Source organism: Brumimicrobium mesophilum (assembly GCF_003025005.1).
Lineage (GTDB): Bacteria > Bacteroidota > Bacteroidia > Flavobacteriales_D > Crocinitomicaceae > Brumimicrobium > Brumimicrobium mesophilum.
On the sequence record NZ_PVSS01000018.1, the window covers coordinates 1 to 20698 of the forward strand.

Consider the following 20698-nt stretch of genomic DNA (forward strand, 5'->3'; position numbering starts at 1 on the left):
AAGTAAATCCATTTGGTCCTGTCCAAGAGTAGCTATTTGCAACTGTTGTTGAACCTAAGCTAAATGTACCACCTTCACATAAAACAGTTGCTGTAGATGAAATAGCTGGAGCTGGTGGAGTGTCAGTAATCGTTACAACTGTAGTTGCAGTGTCAACACATCCGTTCACATTTAAAATGTAGTTGTAAGTGTATGTTCCAGCACTTAAACCACTAAATGTATGAGTATTACTAGTTGATAATAAAGTTGAATAATCATCATTGTACCACTCATAAGTTCCATTTGTAGCGGTATTTCCTAATAAGATAACATTTCCACCATTACAAATTGGTCCGGTATAACAATTTAATCCGCCAGCACATCCGCTAGTACAGTCAATTCCATTATTAATAGCAATAGCATTTGGAATTGGTAAGATATTAACTGCTTGAGTATTTGAGTTTGCACTTAAGCAATCATTTGCATTTCCAACAACTAAAGTCCAATTTCCAGAAGCATAGTTTGAACCATTATTTACTGTTAAACTTGGTGTTTGTGTTGTAATTGTATCTCCACTTGAGGCAATCCATAGATAATCTGTTGCAACTGCATTAGTTGACAATTCAATTTCCTCACCTTGACAAACATCATTACTCGTTATATTAAGTACCGGTGTTGTTGGTAAAGGATTCACTGTAATATCTACTGTAGCATTAGAAGTACCACAACCATTAGTTGTAACACTTAATGAATATTGTCCTGCAGTTAAAGCACTTGCTGGAATCGCAGCAGGATATTGATTACTTGAAGTGAAACCATTTGGTCCATTCCATGTATAAGAGTCTGCAGCAGTTGAAGTTCCTAAAACAATCATTTCGCCTTCACAAACTTCTGTATCTATTGCTGAAATAGATGGTGCTTGTTGAACTGCATTAACTATTGCAACTGTTGTTGCCGTGTCAATACATCCATTTGAGTTTAAAATATAATTATATGTGTAAGTTCCAGAAGTTAATCCATTAATTGTATGGTTTTCACTTGTTGACAATAATGTAGTATATGTTTCATTATACCACTCATAAGTTGCGCCAGAAATTGTATTTCCTATCAAGTCAAGACTTGTGTTATTACAAACTGGTCCACTGTTACTTGCAACGGCTGTCGGTGCAGGATTGATGGTAACATTAAGTGGATTAGATAATGGTGATTCACAACCAGCAGCAGATACGCAAACTACTTTCCAATCACCGGCAGCATAAGCTGGATCTGTTGAAGGAATCGTTAATGAATTTGCGCTTGTAGTGAATTCAGGATTCGCACTTGTTCCTCCAGGTCCTATCCATTTGAAAGTTGTACAAGTTGAATTTGTTGAAAGTACAATTGGCTCACCAAAACATATAGTTGTTGGTCCTGTAATTGTTGGTTGTGCCGGAAGTGGATTTACAATAATGTCTATTGTAGCATCATCACTAACACATCCGTTTCCATTCATTACAGATAAAGTATAGGTTCCTGCTGTTAAACTTGAAGCAGTAATTGCTATAGGGTTTTGGCTTGAAGAACTAAATCCGTTTGGACCAGCCCAAGAATAATTATTAGCAACTGTTGCTGTGCTTAGACTAAATATTTCTCCTGCACATAATTCAGTGGCAGTAGAAGAAATTGTCGGTGCCGCAGCATTAGCAGAAACTGTAACAACTGTAGAAACTGTATCAACACAACCATTCACATTTAAAATGTAGTTGTATGTGTAAGTTCCAGCACTTAAGTTATTAATAGAATGAACTGAATTCGTTGACAATAGAGTTGTGTAATTTTCATCATACCACTCATAAGTCCCATTTGTTGAAGTATTTCCTGTTAAAGTAACTGTTCCTCCGTTACATATTGGACTATTATTAGAAGCAACTGCATTTGGATTATTCAGAATATTGATCAAAACGCTATTTGAGTTATTACTCAAACAACCACTTGCATTTGCAGTTACCAAACTCCAATTACCCGCTGTATAATTTGGTCCACTTCCAACTGTTAGAGTAGGAACTTGTGTTGTTAACGTATCACCATTCGGTGCAATCCATAAATAATTAGTTGCTGTTGCATTTGTAGTTAAAACGATATTCTCCCCTAGACAAATATTTCTATTTGAAGCATTCAATACAGGAGTATTTGGTACAGGATTAACATTAATGTTCAATGAAGAACTCGCTGAAGTACAACCATCAATTACCACCGTAAGATTATATGTTCCGGCAGTGGATGATGAAGCAGTTAAAACTTGTGGGTTTTGACTACTTGAAGTAAATCCATTTGGTCCTGTCCACGAATAACTATCTGCAGATGTCGATGAGCTTAAAGCAAAAGTTTCTCCTACGCACAAATCAACATCAGTTGATGAAATGGCTGGAGCAGAAGGTGTAGCATTCACTGTCACAACGGTTGTCGCTGTATCAACACATCCGTTCACATTTAGGATGTAATTGTAAGTGTATGTTCCAGCACTTAAGTTATTGATTGTATGAATTGGATCCGTTGATAATAGCGCTGTATAATTCTCATCAAACCACTCAGAAGATGAATTTGCAGCAGTATTTCCAGTTAAAGTAACATCTCCTCCATTACAAATTGATCCGTTATTCGAAGCAATTGCATTTGGATTATCATATAATTTAATCATCAAATTATTCGAGTTATTACTCAAACATCCTGTTGCATTTGCAGTAACTAAACTCCAATTACCAGTTGTATAATTCACACCACTGCTAACAGTTAGAGATGGAGTTTGTGTTGTAATTGTATCTCCATTCGGAGCAATCCATAAATAATTTGTGGCATTGGTATTTGTAGTTAATACAATATCTTCACCTTGACAAACATTCGTACTTGCTGCGTTAAGTGTTGGAGTATTTGGTATTGGATTCACTGTTACGTTTACTGAAGCATCAGCCGAACCACATCCATTCATGGTTACACTTAAAGTGTAAACACCAGCGGTTGTTGAACTAGCTGGAATAGCTGCAGGATTTTGACTATTTGAAGAAAAGCCGTTTGGTCCTGTCCAACTATAAGTATCAGCAGAAGTTGAAGTTCCTAAAACAATCATATCTCCAACACAAATATCTGGGTTAACTGGAGAAATAGAAGGCGCTTGTTGAACAGCATCCACTGTTGCAACCGTTGTAACTGTATCTGAACATCCGTTCGCACTTACTATATAGTTATAAGTATATGTTCCAGTTGTTAAACCATTAATTGTATGGTTTGCACTCGTTGACAATAAAGAAGAATAAGTCTCATTATACCACTGGTAAGTTGCTCCTGAAACAGTGTTACCTATTAATTCTAATGTGTTACCGTTACAAATTGGTCCGTTATTATTAGCCACCGCATTAGGTACCAGATTAATTGTAACATTTATAGCGTTTGATAATGGTGATTCACATCCATTAGCTGATACACAAATTACCTTCCAGTCACCTGAAGCATATGCTGGGTCAGTTGAAGGAATAATTAATGAATTCGAATTTGTAGTGAATTGAGGATTTGCACTTGTTCCACCAGGTCCAATCCATTTGAAAGTTGAACATGTAGAATTAGTACTTAAAACAATAGACTCACCAAAACAAAGTGTTGTTGTTCCTGTTAAAGTTGGTGTAGCTGGTAAAGGATTAACTGATATTGTAATTGAAGTATCAGCACTAACACAACCGTTCTTTGTGACATTTAAAGTATATGTACCTGCTGTTGTAGAACTTGCCACAATAGAAGCAGGGTTCATATTTGTAGAACTAAATCCATTTGGTCCTGACCAATTATAGCTATTCGCTACAGTTGTAGTTGACAATGAAAAACTTTCACCGCTACATAAGACAGTTGCAGTAGAATTAATGTTTGGCTTAGCACTATTATTGTTGACATTAACTATTGTTGTTCCCGATGCATTTGAAGTACAACCATCAACTTCAACAGATAAAGAATAGGCTCCTCCGTCAGAAAGCTGTGCCGAATTCACGGTTAAAGTTGGTGTTGCTGTTGTAATAATCCCATTCGGTGTACTCCAATTGTATTCAACTAAATTTCCGGAGTAAGAAATATTACTTGTAAGTGTAAAGTTATCTCCTACACAAACACTTGTTTGAGAAGCAGTGAAAGTTGGTGTTTGAAGTGCAGCATTAATATTCACTTGAACACTTCCTTGAGATGTACAACCTGCGCTATTTGTTATTGTTAAATTATAGAATCCTGCGTTCGATTGATTTACTCCTTGAATCGTTGGATTTTCCAAAGAACTTACAAATCCATTTGGTCCAGTCCATTGATAAGTAAAGTTAGAACCTACTGGTGAATTTGAGAATAATGATAGATAATCGTTATCACAATTCGGTGAAGATGCTGTAGGTACAGGGTTAGCAGGTTGAGGAGAAACAATAACATTTATATCTGTTGACGGAGATGTACATCCATCAACTTCAACCGTTAAGGAATAAATTCCAGAAACACTTGAATTTACTGAATTTAAAGTAAGAACATTTGAGTTATTATTAATCGCACCATTTGGTCCTGACCAATTATAATTAATACTTGAACCGGTATAAATAGTATTGGATTGAACAGTAATTTGTCCACCCTCACAAATTGGTGAATTAGTGATTAAACTTGGTTTAACCGGAGTTTTAGAATAAAGTAAATCTGTACTTATTGGCCCAGAACTACATCCATTATTATCTGTAACAGTTACTAAATAAGTACCAGAACTACTGCTGTTAGGGTTTAGAATAATAGGATTCTGAGCTGAAGAAGTATAATTGTTTGGTCCCGTCCAATAATAACTATATGGTGGTGTTCCTCCAGATGGATTTGAACTTAAAGATAAAGTATTACTTGGATCGAAACACACGGTCCCATTATTTGTTGGTGCAGCAGTTGGTTTAGGGTATACTTGTAAATTAAACATTTGAGAAGTATCAGAAATACAACCATCCACATTAACAATCACATAGTAAGTCCCAACATCTGACAGTGTTATTGGATTAAATGTCAATACATTACTATTAAAACCTACAGGAACTCCTGGACCGTACCATTCATAATTAACTACACCTCCGGTATATTGTTGAACAGATAGTGAAACAGCACCACCTTCACAAACAGGTCCAGTTGAAGTAATATTTGGATCAAAAGCTAATTCATTAGTCGTATACATATCAACACAAGACTTACTTCGATATGTATTATTTGTTCCTCCAACATTACTTTCAACCCCAGTTCTTTCTCCAACTAAAGTGTTATTAATTCCAGTTGGAAGACTTGCTAAATTTTGATAAGGTGCATTAGGTTGATAAGGTGCATTAGGTAGATAATTTGGATTATAAATACTACTCCAATTTGCATCCATACAATTATCAATCACTTGACAGTAAGGGAATGATTCATCAACCTCTACCTTAAATACCAAAGCAATATTTTCAGTCAATGCTAAACTATCAATAGAAACTGAAATAGTATTTCCAAAAATATTTAAAACAGGCGTTGCGGAATGAGTACCACTAATTACTGCAGAAGATGGAATGTAATTTAAACCAAGTTGCAATGTATCAGAGAAAGTCACATCATAAGCTGTAGCATTTGATCCAGCCAAATGAGCAAGGTTTAAAGTTACAAAAGTTTGACCTCCTGGAGTCAAAGTAGAAGTTAAAAATGATTTGTTACTTTCCAATAAAGGTTCAGTAATAGTAACAATTGGAGCAGTAGCTCTTTCGTAAACACTACCTCCACCATTTGGATTGTTCCAAAGTACATCAAACCTATTGTTTAGGTTCGTTCCTAAAACATTATTATCAGAGTTAATTACAGTTGTAGTATATTCAATGAAAATTTGTTCATCTATATTGTTATCAGAATTGCTATTCGTAACATTTCCAATGGTCAAATCAAAAACTCTATCTTCTCCATTTGGTAAAGAACCATTTGAACTATAAACTTCATTTCCAATTAATGAATTTAGAGATGCCGAAGATGGTGATAAATCAGAACTATTAGAATAAATGGAATCAATGCTTACAAATGCAAGTCCTTCATCAAGTACATCTCTAAATCTTACATTATTCATTTCACCTTCTGGAATTGTAACGGCTACTTTATATTTAATAAAGTCTCCTATCACAACTCTATTAGGAAGAGAATTCGATGGAAATATAGTATCTATACTTTTATTTACAGAAAGATCAGAAATCGTAACATCTGATTCATCTTCAATTGCTGGAAACTTCGTAGCCCCTTCCTCAGATGCCCAATCCATTTCTGCATAATTTGTAAGAACTTCTAGGGGTTGAACATCATTTTCAACAATACAAGAATACCTTATTGTAAATCCATCTTTAGGAAGTCCTTGTGGGTCAAGACTATCCGTCAAATCAACTACAAGTTGATTTCCTGTAAAACCACCTGTATAATCAGCAACAGTGTTATCACTATAAGTTAAAGGGTTAGAAGCATCTAAATAGCATCCCGTTAATCCATTTGGAACAACATCTCTAACTTGGACATCATATGCATACGCCCCTCCAATGTTACTTGTAGATAATTCAAAATTAATTGTATCACCAGCATCTACATTACTAATTCCATTTGAGTTAATACTAGCAGAAGAGTTACTTGAACTTGCAACACTTTTATCAAAATCAGAAAATGAAGGAGCTCTTACATTAATTAAAGTAAGGGCATCAATGATATCATCATCAACTTCACTATTATCAGTACTTACTACTTTAAAATTACTATGGAATAAATTATCAGCAAAAGGAACAGTAGTTATTGGAATATCAATAAGCAATACAATATCAACACAATTTCCTGATTCATTATCAGTAACATTACCAAACTCAAGTTTTAGACTATTGGTCTCCGTCACGATAGTATATGTTAAAGGAGTAGTATTCCAACATGTATTATTTTCAAATCTTACGTCTGCTCCAAAAGCAGGCGATAAATCTGTAACATCATGAATAGGAATTGGGAAGAAATCGGTAATCACAACATCATCTGCATCTAAACTAGGGATTTGTAATTCCAATCGATATTGAACTATATCACCTGGTAACCAATCAATACCGTTGGGAGGTAAATTATTTACCGTTTTATTTATAATCACACCTTGAATAACTGATCCAACCCCAGATGCCGATTGACAACCAGTAGCTCCTTCAACTAAATCATAAGTAATAGTTGATGTATGGCTTAAGTCATCTCGCGACAAAACTTTTGCGCCGCTACCATAAAATTCTCTAACATCAGCAGTATAAACTAAATTTGGTGATGCACATGGTAAAAAATCTGCCCCATTAAACGAATGTATATCTACACTTACTGTTGCTCCATTTCCTGGACCTGGTGTAACAGTATAATATGTATTCGAAACAGGAGCTCCTCCAAAAGTTAAACTCGTTTCATTATATTCCATTCCATCAGGAACAATAAAATCAATCACTGCTGAATTAATCCCTGCTGTATATTCAGTAATACTAGCATTAATTGTATAAGTCACAGTTTGCCCAACACTTACTAAATCATTATCGTTAGAATGAGATAAAGTTACATGTTCCACAATGGTTTCAACAGAATCCAATTCAATAGGAAAACCGTCAATATTAAAAGAGACATTATTCTGAACTTCTTTTGTATCACAAATCGTTTCATCTAAAATATCTTGAACATAGGCGTCATATTGAACAACTATATCATCTGCATCAGTTGAACCTGCATAACTACCATTACAAGTAATAGTCAAATTCCCACCAGTAGATCCCACTGCTGGTTCAACAGCCGAACAACCTCCTGGTAAAACTAAATTTCCTGCATAAGTTATATCAGCACCCAAATCATCAGAAAAGACAATAGGACCATTTAAGGTCCCAGCTGCTGCAATATCAACATTTATAGTATAAGGATAAATATGACATTCTGCGGGACCTCCACCTGGATTAATTACTGCAGGACCACTCTTACTTGTTTTAAACAATATAGGTGTTATCGGTTCAGATTCTATTTCTCCTGCGATTGGTCCATTTGTTCCCAAAGGAGTATCACCTAATTCATAAACAGGTTGTGCTAAAATAGCAACCGGCGTATTAATCGTTGCATTTGCATCTACACTACCACAAATTTCAAATTTCAAAACAGGACCATTTGTTACTAACGAACCTACCGAAACCTGAAGTATCACTAAAGTATGTCCTGCAGGACCATCAATAGTATCGGCCGCAGTACCTGAGTTAATGATTGGATCAAGAATAGGTGTACTAGGTAAAACACCTACAACCGTTGAAGTTGCAGTATAACTACCATAGGTTGCGTCACTAAAAGTTATCCCCGGAGGAATAAACAATCTAACATAAGGATTAAACCCTGCCTCAAGACCATCATTAACAAGATCATAAGAAAAACAAAAATCTTCACCTATGAATTCTTCTGCTGGGACATCAAGAGTTCCAACAGGAATTTGAGCGTAACTATTGAAACTAATTATTATAAATAAAATTACAATTGATAAATACTTAAACATAGGTTTTTATTTAAAATTATTTTTAAATGGTAAAATTGAATTGATAAAATTGGTTCCAAATAATAAGGAATCAACTCCAAAGTTTTTATGCAGAACACAATTGTCATTGTGAACTGATTTTATTGTTGTCAAACACTGTATTCTCATGTGTGACAATTTAATTATCGCCAAAATTATATAAAATGTAGACTAAAAAATGAAGGTGTGTATTCATTTTAACGATTTCAGACATCGCAAACCTCTAAATATCAAGGTTTTCATTACTTTTAAGAAATATTGCGTTGGACCTTAATATTGACTAATATCTATGCTATTTCTAATAATTATCAATATATCAATACTTAAAAAAAGAGGGTTTGTCGAAATAAAAAAACGTTTTGTCGAAACAGATGATTAATAAAAAAACGACCTTTAATGGAAATGAGAAAAAGAAAAATGATCAGTCTCTAATAATATTTTACAATCAAAAGAAACATTATTTCGAGTAAAGAATTATAACAAAAGTTAGATTAAGTAAAAGTAATATCTCCTTTCAGAGAAAAAAATAATAATCGTGACAAATCAAAAAAGATTCATAAAAATTTATCCGAGCAAAAAAAATATTCAATCGATTATTAGCTTTCTACATTTTTAGATTCAGAACTAGTTGAATTAATTTCTTGATCTTCAAATTCTTTTAGGAAAACAGAAGGTGATAATCCTGTCACAGATTTAAAAGCTTGAGAGAATTTAGTATGTGACGAAAATCCAGTTTCTTCAGCGAGGTAACTAATTTTATAATTTCTATATATTTTATTACCGCTTATTTTTTTAATTATATGTTCAATTCTAAGCTTATTAATATAGGATGGGAAATTGAGGTTCTCATGTTTATTCAGAACATAAGATAAATACTTACTATTGGTATTAACAATAACTGCCAATTTTGACAAAGAGATATTTTTATCAAGGAAATCTTTTCCCTTTTCAAACTTTTTAAGATTATTTAAAATAAGCATCTCGGTATCCTCTGCCATAATTGATTTCAATTCATCAACTCCGTTATCTTTTGAATTTTCTTGAGGAATCACTTCTAAAACTTTAGTTGTTACCTCTTCAGGAACCACAGCCTTTTTCATTACATTCTCAAATAATAATTTATCCCTTTTTTGCCTTTTCCTGAAATAGATGATTATGCAAAAAATTGAAATTGACAATAGGATGGACAATACAATAAATACAATTTTATATTTTTCATGTATATCTCTTTGATTTTTTGTAAGCTGAATGTATTGACTTATAGATAATCTCTTTTTTCTTTCAAACTCTTTAAGAGCTATAGAATATTTCTCGTTATATAAAACATAATTTTCGTACTCCTTTAAAGAATTATAATAATCCGAAAATGTTTTATAGACCTCAATCTCTAAAGCTAAATTTTTTGACTCCTTCATTAAATCCTCTGCCTTTAGAAGATATTCAAAAGCTAGATCAAATTTATCTTGTTCATAATAAGCTCTCCCCAACTCACTATAGATTTCACCTTCAATCATGAAATTATCTTTAGACATTTTAAGAGAAAGGTCTAAAGCTTTTAGCAAATGAAATTCCGCAAGTTTCCATTCTTTACTTTGAATATAAACTCTTCCTTGTAATTCTTGATTTGTTAGAGAAAAATAATCTTTACTTCTTTCGTTTTTTAATTTATTAAAATTTACTTCTGCTTCATTTACTGATTTTTTAGCCTCATCAATTTCCTTATTCGCAAGATAGTTAAATGTCTTCTCTTGTAAAATAAGTCCCTGATATAACAAACTCATCTCCTCATTATCTATCTTTTTACTGAATTCTATTCCTTCATTTAAATATATTTCACTCTGTTCATACATTTCCATAATTCTAAACTGTGACGACAAAAAACCTGAGATTCTTGCTTGCCATTCATATAGATAATTATTCTTAGCAATGCCATACGCTTCCTTTGCTGTAAAGATTGACTTACCTATGTCTCCATTCTGTTGATATAATGACGAAGACAACATCAAAGCCTTAACTTGTTTAAGTTTAGAACTAGAATTCAAAAATAATGAATCGGCTATATTATGTGCACGATCAATATCATTAACTGCAATAGTTACGGTAGTATGAAAATAAATACTATCGAAATCATTCCCTGCAGTACTTGAATCCTTTAAGCCGCTAGAACACAAAATCCATAAAATAAAAATTACATAAAGTAGTGAACTTAGGGTAGATTGTTTATAATTCATTTTAATGTGCAAAATTTTTAGCCTCAAAAACGTTTGAAAAATTTGGTTGAGAATATCCTTTAAAATTACAAAAATAAAAGTCCCACTATAAAAGTAGTCTATCCGAATTAATGAATTTAAACACCGTAAAAGATAGAAAAACAACACCTTAAGTTACGTAAAGAAAATATCATTCAAAACAAAAAAACATCTAATTAAAACATTTAAGTACTTTTTTTCAGTAAGAATAAAAACTATTTCCTTTGGATAAAGAATGAGAAATAAATAAAAGTAATACATCATATTGAAGTCCCATAAACAAACTTATTTTTCTATAACACCAAGCTATTTTCGGATATTATTTTTTTTTGTTTATCCATTTTAAAAGTACATATAAGCATATTATTGTTAGACTAAGTACAAATTACAACTATAGTTTTTTCAATTAGGAATTTTTGATTAATTTTAAAAGGTATTTTTCTATACGTAACACCTGTGAAAAATTCACTTTAAAACCAGTGTATTGAATTCTCACACATTTAAGATATTATTATCGTTTTTGATTATCGTTTGTACAAGTTTTCATCAACTTAATGCGCAAATGCCACAAAGCAAGTTTGATAGTTTGTATTTAGACATTGCTATCAACTTAAGAATTAATGAGCCTGACAGAGCTCTAATTAAAACAGATTCTTTATTCAACAATTCACAAACTCATTTACAACGTATAAAATGTGCTCTTTTAACAGCACTCTTATATGAAAATCAAGGAGAGCTTGCAATGACAATATATTGGGCTACCAAATCAGAACAGCTTTCTATAGAAAATAAAAATTATGAATATGTAGTTCGTAGCTCAGGTTATTTAGCCACACTGTATAGGAGAATAGGTTTAAGTACAGAGTCAGACACTCACCTTGAAAATGCTGAAAAAGCAAATGCGCAAAGGAAAAATGAACCTAACTATCACTCAATTCAAAGTGTCATCCACCATGAAAAAGCTGCAAATCTATTTTCTAAAAGAAAATATAACGAATCTTTAATTGAACTCGATAAATCCAAAAAATGTTTGGAGAATATGGAGGAGACTAAGATGATAGAATTTAATATGTCATCAATATTTGAGACTTACATCGATTGTTATCTAAAGTTAAATGATAACAAAAGCGCAAGAGAGAAAGCAGAACAAGGATTACAATTCGACCTCGATAACTACCCTTCATTGCTTAGTATTTTTCATAGTTCTATGGGAAACATCGAAATGAATGACCAGAACTATGATAAAGCATTGGAACACCTCATTATTGCAAGGGAAACTTTCGAAAACATTCCAAATCTAGTTGTTCAAACTAAAGTCTTAGAGGTTTTAGTAAGATACTATAAAGAAACTGGCGATGTTGAAAACACCTTATTTTACAGCGACAAACTTACCGAAACCAGAAATAAAAGAGATTTGTTTTCCAAGAAAGTTACAAATGAATTATTGCTAAAAATGCATAAAAAAAATGAAACAACGAACTCAAATAATTATCTTTTAATTTTGGTAGTTACATTCCTAGTCCTCCTTATGTTCGTTGACTATTATTCTTACAGGTTTAAACTAAAAAAACAACACATTAAATATAAAACTCTCCTAAATAAATTAGACACGCTAAACAAAGTTCAAACAGACATTGAAAATTCGAAAAAAATTGCAGAGGAAAAGAATAGTGAAAAATCTATCATGCCAATTGAAACAGAATCTAGATTACTAGAAAAGTTAAATCTACTAGAGGCTAAAAACTTCTTTTTAGACAAAGATATTTCATTATCCTCTTTAACTGTCGAAATGAATAGTAACACTAAATATGTTTCTTACATTATTAACACTTATAAAGAAAATGACTTTAAAAACTACATAAATGAATTGAGGATACTTTATGTAATAGGCCTTATGAGAAGTGAGCCAGAATATTTAAAATATAAAATATCTTATATTGCCGAAATGGCTGGTTTTTCTTCACACAGTAAATTCGCTTCTGTATTTAAAAAAGTTACCGATTTAACACCTTCAAGTTTCATAACAGAACTGGAGAAAGGAAAATTCCAAGAAAACCTTGGTTGAAAAGAGAATAAAAATAGAGTTGTACCTGGTCAAACAAGTTGTTACTAATTCAATTCTTCTACAAATTCTACCAACAACTTCACAATATTATCATACGCTGAAAAAGTTAATTCCTCATAAGTATCATAAACATCATGATAATTTTTATTAGGCCCCATTGTATAAATAAAGAATGAAGGAACTCCTTTGACATGAAAATGATAATGATCACTATTTGCTGTTTCTCCTCTTGATTTTACTTGATTCAAATAATTATGTTCATCATTTAAGGCTTTTAATTGATTGAATTCCTTTTCGTGTACCCTACCATTAACTGCAGTAATTCCTTCCTCACCACTTCCCATAATATCAAGATTGAGTAAAAACTTGATATTATCTAAGTTTATTATTTTACTATTTACAAAATATTCTGAACCTACAAGCCCCGCTTCCTCTCCTGCAAAAGCTATAAATAAGATATTATATTCACTCGGATTCTCAACAAAATGATCAGCCATAGAAATCAACATTGCCGTACCGCTTGCGTTATCATTTGCTCCTGGAAAGTACGTTATAGGACTTGTTCCCATTCCTCCTAAATGGTCATAATGCGCAGTAAAAATTATTGTTTCTGCTTTTCTCTTTCTTTTCTTCGCAGGGAGATAACCAATAACATTCCTACTTTCGAAGTTTTTAACGAATTCGGCTGCTATTTTTACATTTAACTGCGTTTTAGCGTCAATTTTACCTGTTTTAATGTGTAAAACTGGATATTTTAATTGATTTCTCCCAACAGACCAAGTGAATTTTTGATCAGTAGAATAAACAACAGCTCCAATAACCGCTAAAGCATTAAATTGTTGTACTGCAATGTAGGTGTCTCTTCCAGATAAGCCAGTTAGGTCAACATAAAATCCATTTCTATCGCCATTGCGCACTAAACTAATTAATGGATCTAGCAAATGAGGATTAGATAAAACAGCTGTATCAATTTCTACCAAATTCAAACCTCCGTTAAAGGAACCTGAAGAGGCATCTACCAAAAAGTCAACTCCAGGTTTAAGAATTTCATTTCCTGCTTTAACTTCAATTATTCCAGGAAAAGTATTGACATTAAGCGTAAAAGACTGAAAATAAGAATCATCCTTTAAATAAGCTATTAAGCCTGCGTTTTCAAACTCATTCGCAAGAAAATCAGCTGCTTTATTCACACCATCTTTTACATACCCTCTACCGTAAAGAGAATCACTGCATAAAACTTCTGTGATACGTCTTGCTTTTTCAACTTGAGCAAATGTCGAAATCGAAATAAAAACTCCTAGAAAAAGCAAAGACATTTTAGTCAACATATCTTCTTGTAATTAAATGTGCAAATTCATCAACTGAAGAATCTTCTTTGTTCCAATTTTCTTTGACTGCAATTTCACTTAGTTTGCGCATTGCTACTTCATTGTTTTCTAATTGATCAAGTGTTTCAATTGTATCATTGAAATAATTAGAATCTCCATTAAAAAGCTCGTTTATAAAAAGCATTCGGTCATTTAATCCGATCGCTCCTTTTAAAGAATCAATTTTTGACGTTCCTAATCGGTCTCCTGCTGCAGCCTTATAAGCTTTTGAAAATCGTTCATAAAATGAAGTAGTTTGATCATCAGATCTGGTTGTTTCATCTGATTTCGCATCTCTTGAAGCGGTTCTTTTTTGATCAAATATAGCTTGTTTTTGTCTGGCCATCGCTTCATTAATCGCCTCTCGATTTTCTCTATTTAATGGCTCTACTTTTCTTGATTCTTCGGAAATTGTTGAGTCATTAATTTCTATACTTTCCGGCTCTGATTTTTCAACTTCATTAACTTCTGACTTTTCTTCATCGCTTAATGCATCAAATCCTCCAGAAAAGTCAAATTGAACTCTACCATCCTCTTCAATGATTTCTTTTTCAGGTTCATTTTCCTCAACTTCTTCTTCAGTCGCCTCATCGTTATTAACAGAATTATCTACTTCCAATTTCTCTTCCTCAACATCGTTTTCTTCTACAAACGCGTCCATATGGATTTCTGAAATTGGTGTGTTTTCTTGAACTTCTACCACCTCATCTTCTTCATTAGAAAAAGGCAAGATTGGATTTACTTTTTTATCTAAAGAATCACCATAAACATGTTCTTCTTTGGATTTATAGTTCAAAATTACTGCTCTTTCGTAGAGTTTTCTTGAAAGTAATTCAAATTCTGTCAATTCCTCCTTGGATAATTTAGAGGTTGAAAGTTGATGTGTTAGTTCATCTAAACGTGAACTAATAGACTGAAGGGAATTGTAAAGCGTCATAAAAATGATATAATTATTCGAGGTTCAAAATTAAACAAAACAATAACACCTTCTTCCAAAACTTGAAAGAAGGTGTTAACAAAATTAAAAGTTCGAGAATTACAATGTTCCTCTCAATTCTTGTTCACGCTCAATAGATTCGAACAATGCTTTAAAGTTACCTGCTCCAAATCCTTTGGCTCCCATTCTTTGGATAATTTCAAAGAATAAAGTTGGACGATCTTCAAGAGGTTTCGTAAATATCTGTAATAAATAACCCTCTTCGTCAGCATCAATCATAATTCCAAGCTCCTTCAATTTATTGATATCTTCTTGTAGTTTATGGTCATGCTTATCTAAACGAACAGGAACGTCATCGTAATATGCTTGTGGAGGAGTACTCAAAAACTCGATTCCTCTAGCTCGCATTTCAGCAATAGTTTTCAAAATATCATCTGTTGCAACTGCGATATGTTGAACACCCGGACCTTCATAGAAGTCAATGTATTCTTCAATTTGAGATTTCTTCTTCCCTTCTGCTGGCTCGTTAATTGGGAATTTAATTCGTCCGTTTCCGTTTGACATAACTTTTGACATCAAAGCAGAATATTCGGTTGTAATTTGCTTGTCATCAAAAGAAAGGAAGTTAACAAACCCCATAACATCTTCATACCATTTTACCCATGTATTCATTTCATTCCAACCAACATTTCCTACCATGTGGTCAATAAATTTCAATCCAACAGGCTCTGGGTTGTAATCAGACTCCCATTTTACAAATCCTGGTAAGAAGTCACCCTTGTAGTTCTTGCGCTCAACAAACATGTGAACAGTTTCTCCGTAAGTATAAATACCTGCACGAACAACCTCACCATGCTCATCAGTCTCAACAGTTGGTTCCATGTAAGATTTTGCTCCTCTTTTTGTAGTTTCTTCGTAAGATTTACGTGCATCATCAACCCATAAAGCAACGATTTTCACACCATCACCATGCTTTTTTACATGCTCCCCTATTGGTGAGTCACTTTTTAAAGCGGTTGTCAATACAATTCTAATTTTATCTTGTTTCAAAACATAAGATGCTCTGTCTTTAACTCCAGTTTCTAAACCAGCGTAGGCATGTGATTGAAATCCGAAAGCGGTTTTGTAAAAGTGAGCTGCTTGTTTCGCATTACCTACATAAAACTCAACATAATCAGTACCTAATAATGGAAGAAAGTCTTGCGCTCCTTCAAATATTTTTTCTAATCCGTACTCTACATTTTTTATCTCTTTTGCCATTGCAATATTTTTATGATTGTTAATATATTCTATTTAAACTTCTTATTTCTAATCTTCTAACCAACTGAAAGCATAATCCTTATCACTTATATCCAAAGCTGTTTGTGTTAATTTCAGTGGTTTAAAAGTATCTACCATAACTGCTGTTTCACCAGTTTCAGTTTTTCCAATACTTTTTTCCATCGCTCCAGGGTGTGGTCCATGAGGAATTCCCATTGGATGTAAAGAAATAAATCCTTTTTCCACATGGTTTCTAGACATAAAATCACCATCAACGTAATAAAGTAATTCATCTGAATCAATATTACTGTGATTATATGGCGCTGGAATTGCTTCTGGATGGTAATCGTACATTCGCGGAACGAAAGAACAAATCACGAAATTGTGTGCTTCGAATTGTTGATGAATTGGTGGCGGCATGTGAACGCGACCTGTAATTGGTTCAAAATCCTTAATATTTATAGCATAAGGGAAATTATAACCATCCCAGCCTACAACATCGAAAGGGTGAGAAGCATACGTTATATGATGTAGTGAATTTTGTTTTTTTATTTTCATTAAAAACTCTCCCTTTTGATCATGCGTCTCTAATTCACTAGGTGCTCTAAAATCTCGCTCACAAAATGGAGAATGTTCCATCAATTGTCCAAAGCCATTTCTGTATCTTTTGGGAGTGTACATTGGAGAAAAAGACTCAACAATGAACAAACGATTATCTTCTCCATCAAAATGGATTTGATAAATAATTCCTCTAGGAACAATCAAATAGTCACCAGGTCCAAAGGGTATATTCCCTAACATAGTTTTCAATGTTCCAGTTCCTTCATGAACGAAAATCATCTCGTCAGAATCTGCATTCTTATAGAAATAATCAGTCATGGATTTTTGAGGCGAAGCCAAAGCAATATTCAAATCATTGTTGAACATTACAATTTTTCTACTTTCTAAGAAATCAGCTTCTTTTCGGATATTAAATCCACTAAGCATTTGACTTCTAACAGATTTGTCGAGTGCAGCATATGGAGTTAAATCTATAACTTCCCCTATTTCTTTTACCATAGTTGGTCTATGAACATGATAAATTAAAGAAGCTGTTCCACTGAAACCCTCTGTTCCAAATAGCTGCTCATAATGATATCCACCCTCTTCTTTTTTAAATGTGGTGTGTCTTTTATGAGGAATTTTACCAAGTTTTGTATAAAACGGCATAAAATCGAATTTTTAATATGAATTGTTGTGATTTTTAGGAGGATTAGAAATTAAGAACGGAATCACTCCGGATTGCGCTTCAACAAAGCTTTTCTTTTGCTATTTAAACTTTCGAATAAATTCATATAAAAGTAAATTCTTAATTTACACAAAAATACATATTTCAATTACGAATGACGAATTTTTCAATTACGAATTTTTGAATCACTGAAGTTTTTGAATAAAACAACAAATACAAACATCACCAAAGGTTTTCAAAACGTTCCTACAATGTTTCTTTCATTGACGGTTGTCTTTTATTTTATTAAATCTTTCAATCCTTGAATATTTGAATTTCACAATCCTTGAATATTTTGTAAAAAAGTAAGATGTTTAATTTTTTAGTCGCGACAAGTAATTATATTCGCATCCTGAAATAATGTAAACTATGAAAAAGATTTTAGTTATCGGTGCTGGAGGTCAAATTGGGACAGAGCTTGTTCTATTATTGGAAAGCAAATTTGGGAAAGATGCGGTTTGGGCCTCTGACATTAAAGAGGAATGTCCAAAAGCATTGAAAGAATCCAATTACACTGCGTTAAACGTACTTGATAACGAAAAACTTTCATCTATTGTAAAAGAAAAAGGCATTACAGACATCTATTTATTGGCTGCACTTTTATCTGCAACAGCTGAAAAAGACCCAAAGTTTGCTTGGAAACTAAATATGGATGGTCTTTTTAATGTACTTGAACTTGCAAAAGAAGGTCATATTAAAAAGGTATTCTGGCCAAGTTCTATAGCTGTTTTTGGACCAACAACCCCTAAAACAAATACGCCACAACACACAATTATGGAGCCGAGTACTGTTTACGGGATTTCTAAACAAGCAGGAGAACAATGGTGCGCTTGGTACCATGAGAAGTATGGAGTAGATGTTAGAAGTATTCGATACCCTGGTTTAATTTCATACTCTACCCTTCCAGGAGGTGGTACCACAGATTATGCAGTAGACATTTTCTATCATGCTAAGCACAACGGAGAATACACTTCTTTTGTGAATGAAGAAACTACGCTTCCAATGATGTATATGGACGATGCTGTTCGTGCAACTGTTGAATTGATGGAAGCTCCTGAAAGCAAAATAAAAATTCGTAGTTCTTATAACCTAGGAGGTATTAGCTTTACACCTGAAGATTTAAAAGAAGAGATTCAAAAACAGATACCAAGCTTTAAAATTAGCTACGCTCCAGACTTCAGACAAAAAATCGCCGACTCTTGGCCTGCATCAATAAATGATGAAAGTGCTCAAAATGATTGGGGTTGGAAACATGAATATGACTTAAAAAAACTCGTTAGTGTTATGCTTGAAAACGTAGACACTAAACAAATGTTTGATAAATAATTTTTCTAAAAAGGAATTAATAATTCTTAAAACATATTTCGAATGCTTTGGTTTATATAATTGAACCAAAGCATTCATTTTTTTATGTACTAAATTTTGTAATTTAGCACTTGTATTTTCAAACAGATATTTCATGAATTATAAAGAAAACAAACTCAAGATAAATAACAGTTTAACTGGTGAAAAAGAAGTTTTCAACTCTATTTTAGATGGCTTTGTAGGTCTTTACGTTTGTGGACCAACTGTTTATAGTGATGTTCATTTAGGAAACTGCAGAACCTTTATTTCTTTTGATGTCATCTATCGCTATTTATTACACTTGGGGTATAAAGTGAGATACGTTAGAAATATTACAGATGCTGGTCACCTTGAAAATGATGCAGAAGAAGGAGAAGATAAAATTGCGAAAAAAGCAAGATTAGAGCAATTGGAACCAATGGAAATCGTTCAACGATACACTTTAGATTTTCATAAAGTACTTGATCAATTCAATAACCTTCCTCCAAATATTGAACCTACTGCAACTGGTCACATTATTGAGCAAATCGAAATGATTATGGACATCATCGAAAACGGTTTTGCCTATGAAGCAAATGGCTCTGTTTATTTCGACGTTGAAAAATACAATGAAAGCAATAACTATGGAGAACTTTCAAAAAGAAAAATAGAAGATTTAGTTGCTGGAACAAGAACTTTAGACGGGCAAGAAGAGAAAAGATCTCCGCTTGACTTCGCTTTATGGAAAAATGCTAAACCTGAACACATCATGAAATGGCCTTCTCCTTGGGGATTAGGTTTTCCTGGTTGGCATCTAGAGTGTTCTGCAATGAGTACAAAATATTTAGGTGAAAGCTTTGACATTCATGGAGGAGGAATGGATTTGAAATTCCCACATCACGAATGTGAAATTGCACAAGGAACAGCAGCAAATGGAAGTAAACCAGTAAATTATTGGATGCATGCCAACATGTTAACTCTAAACGGTAAGAAGATGAGTAAATCAACAGGAAACACCTTACTTCCTGAAGAGTTATTTTCTGGAGACAATGAAGTTTTAGGCCGTGCTTATCATCCAATCGTTGTTCGATTCTTTATGATGCAAGCTCATTATGCAAGTGTTTTAGACTTCAGCGCTGAAGCATTAAATTCTTCGGAAAAAGGATTCTTGCGTTTGATGGAAGCAATGAAAATATTAGAAGAAATTAAAACCAGTAAGAAATCATCATTTGATGTCGAAGGTTTAATCATGAAGTTCTACAATGCAATGAATGATGACTTTAATACTCCGATATTAGTTGCTCATTTATTTGATGCTGCAAAATATATCCAAGCAGTGAACTTAGGAAAAGAAACAATTTCAGAGTCAGACAAGAAGGATTTAACTTTTGCTATGAATGAATTTGTTTTTGATGTACTTGGCTTAACTTTACCGTCAGAGGAAAAAGGAAACAATGAGAGTTTGGAAACGGTGATGGAATTAGTTCTACAAATGCGTCAAAAAGCCAGAGAAAATAAAGATTGGACAACTGCTGATGCTATTCGAGATAAGTTGAATGAAGCAAAAATTGTTGTCAAAGACGATAAAGATGGCGCTACATGGAAAGTTCAATAATTATTTTTATATTTTAAAAGACTGTTAATCTGAGACTTAATAAGTTGTTTTAAAATAA

The 20698-nt window shown here is 33.1% G+C and carries 9 protein-coding genes; 3 read left to right on the plus strand and 6 right to left on the minus strand.

Going from position 1 to position 20698, the window contains the following annotated elements:
• Both C6368_RS15695 and C6368_RS15700 read right to left on the minus strand, forming a co-directional pair.
• Positions 1–8539: Ig-like domain-containing protein (locus C6368_RS15695; RefSeq protein WP_159038641.1), on the minus strand; the 8539-nt coding region annotated here is incomplete at its 3' end.
• 614 nt (positions 8540–9153) lie between these two features.
• Entirely contained in the window at positions 9154–10788 is a 1635-nt protein-coding gene (locus C6368_RS15700; RefSeq protein ID WP_107040180.1) for a helix-turn-helix domain-containing protein, read from the minus strand.
• 580 nt (positions 10789–11368) lie between these two features.
• Between C6368_RS15700 and C6368_RS15705 the strand changes: the two genes are divergently transcribed.
• Positions 11369–12871, plus strand: coding sequence for a helix-turn-helix transcriptional regulator (locus C6368_RS15705; RefSeq protein ID WP_107040181.1), 1503 nt, complete (start codon positions 11369–11371; stop codon positions 12869–12871).
• 44 nt (positions 12872–12915) lie between these two features.
• Here the strand turns inward: C6368_RS15705 and C6368_RS15710 are convergent, their stop codons facing one another.
• From C6368_RS15710 to C6368_RS15725, 4 genes are all read right to left on the minus strand, one after another.
• Entirely contained in the window at positions 12916–14199 is a 1284-nt protein-coding gene (locus C6368_RS15710; RefSeq protein WP_107040182.1) for a M28 family metallopeptidase, read from the minus strand.
• Positions 14189–15175, minus strand: coding sequence for a hypothetical protein (locus tag C6368_RS15715; protein ID WP_107040183.1), 987 nt, complete (start codon positions 15173–15175; stop codon positions 14189–14191). Before C6368_RS15715 ends, C6368_RS15710 begins: the two co-directional genes overlap by 11 nt.
• A 99-nt stretch (positions 15176–15274) precedes the next feature.
• Positions 15275–16435 (minus strand): 4-hydroxyphenylpyruvate dioxygenase, encoded by a 1161-nt coding sequence (gene hppD, locus C6368_RS15720; protein WP_107040184.1) that lies wholly within the window; start codon positions 16433–16435, stop codon positions 15275–15277.
• Between the two features lie 48 nt (positions 16436–16483).
• Positions 16484–17644, minus strand: coding sequence for a homogentisate 1,2-dioxygenase (locus C6368_RS15725; RefSeq protein ID WP_107040185.1), 1161 nt, complete (start codon positions 17642–17644; stop codon positions 16484–16486).
• Positions 17645–18071: 427 nt separating this feature from the next.
• Between C6368_RS15725 and C6368_RS15730 the strand changes: the two genes are divergently transcribed.
• Positions 18072–19028 carry an NAD-dependent epimerase/dehydratase family protein gene (locus C6368_RS15730; RefSeq protein ID WP_107040186.1) on the plus strand — a complete coding sequence of 319 codons (957 nt, stop codon included), beginning with the start codon at positions 18072–18074 and terminating at the stop codon, positions 19026–19028.
• Between the two features lie 133 nt (positions 19029–19161).
• Complete coding sequence (gene cysS / locus C6368_RS15735; RefSeq protein WP_107040187.1) at positions 19162–20640, plus strand: cysteine--tRNA ligase; 1479 nt, start codon at positions 19162–19164, stop codon at positions 20638–20640.
• Positions 20641–20698: the final 58 nt, after the last annotated feature.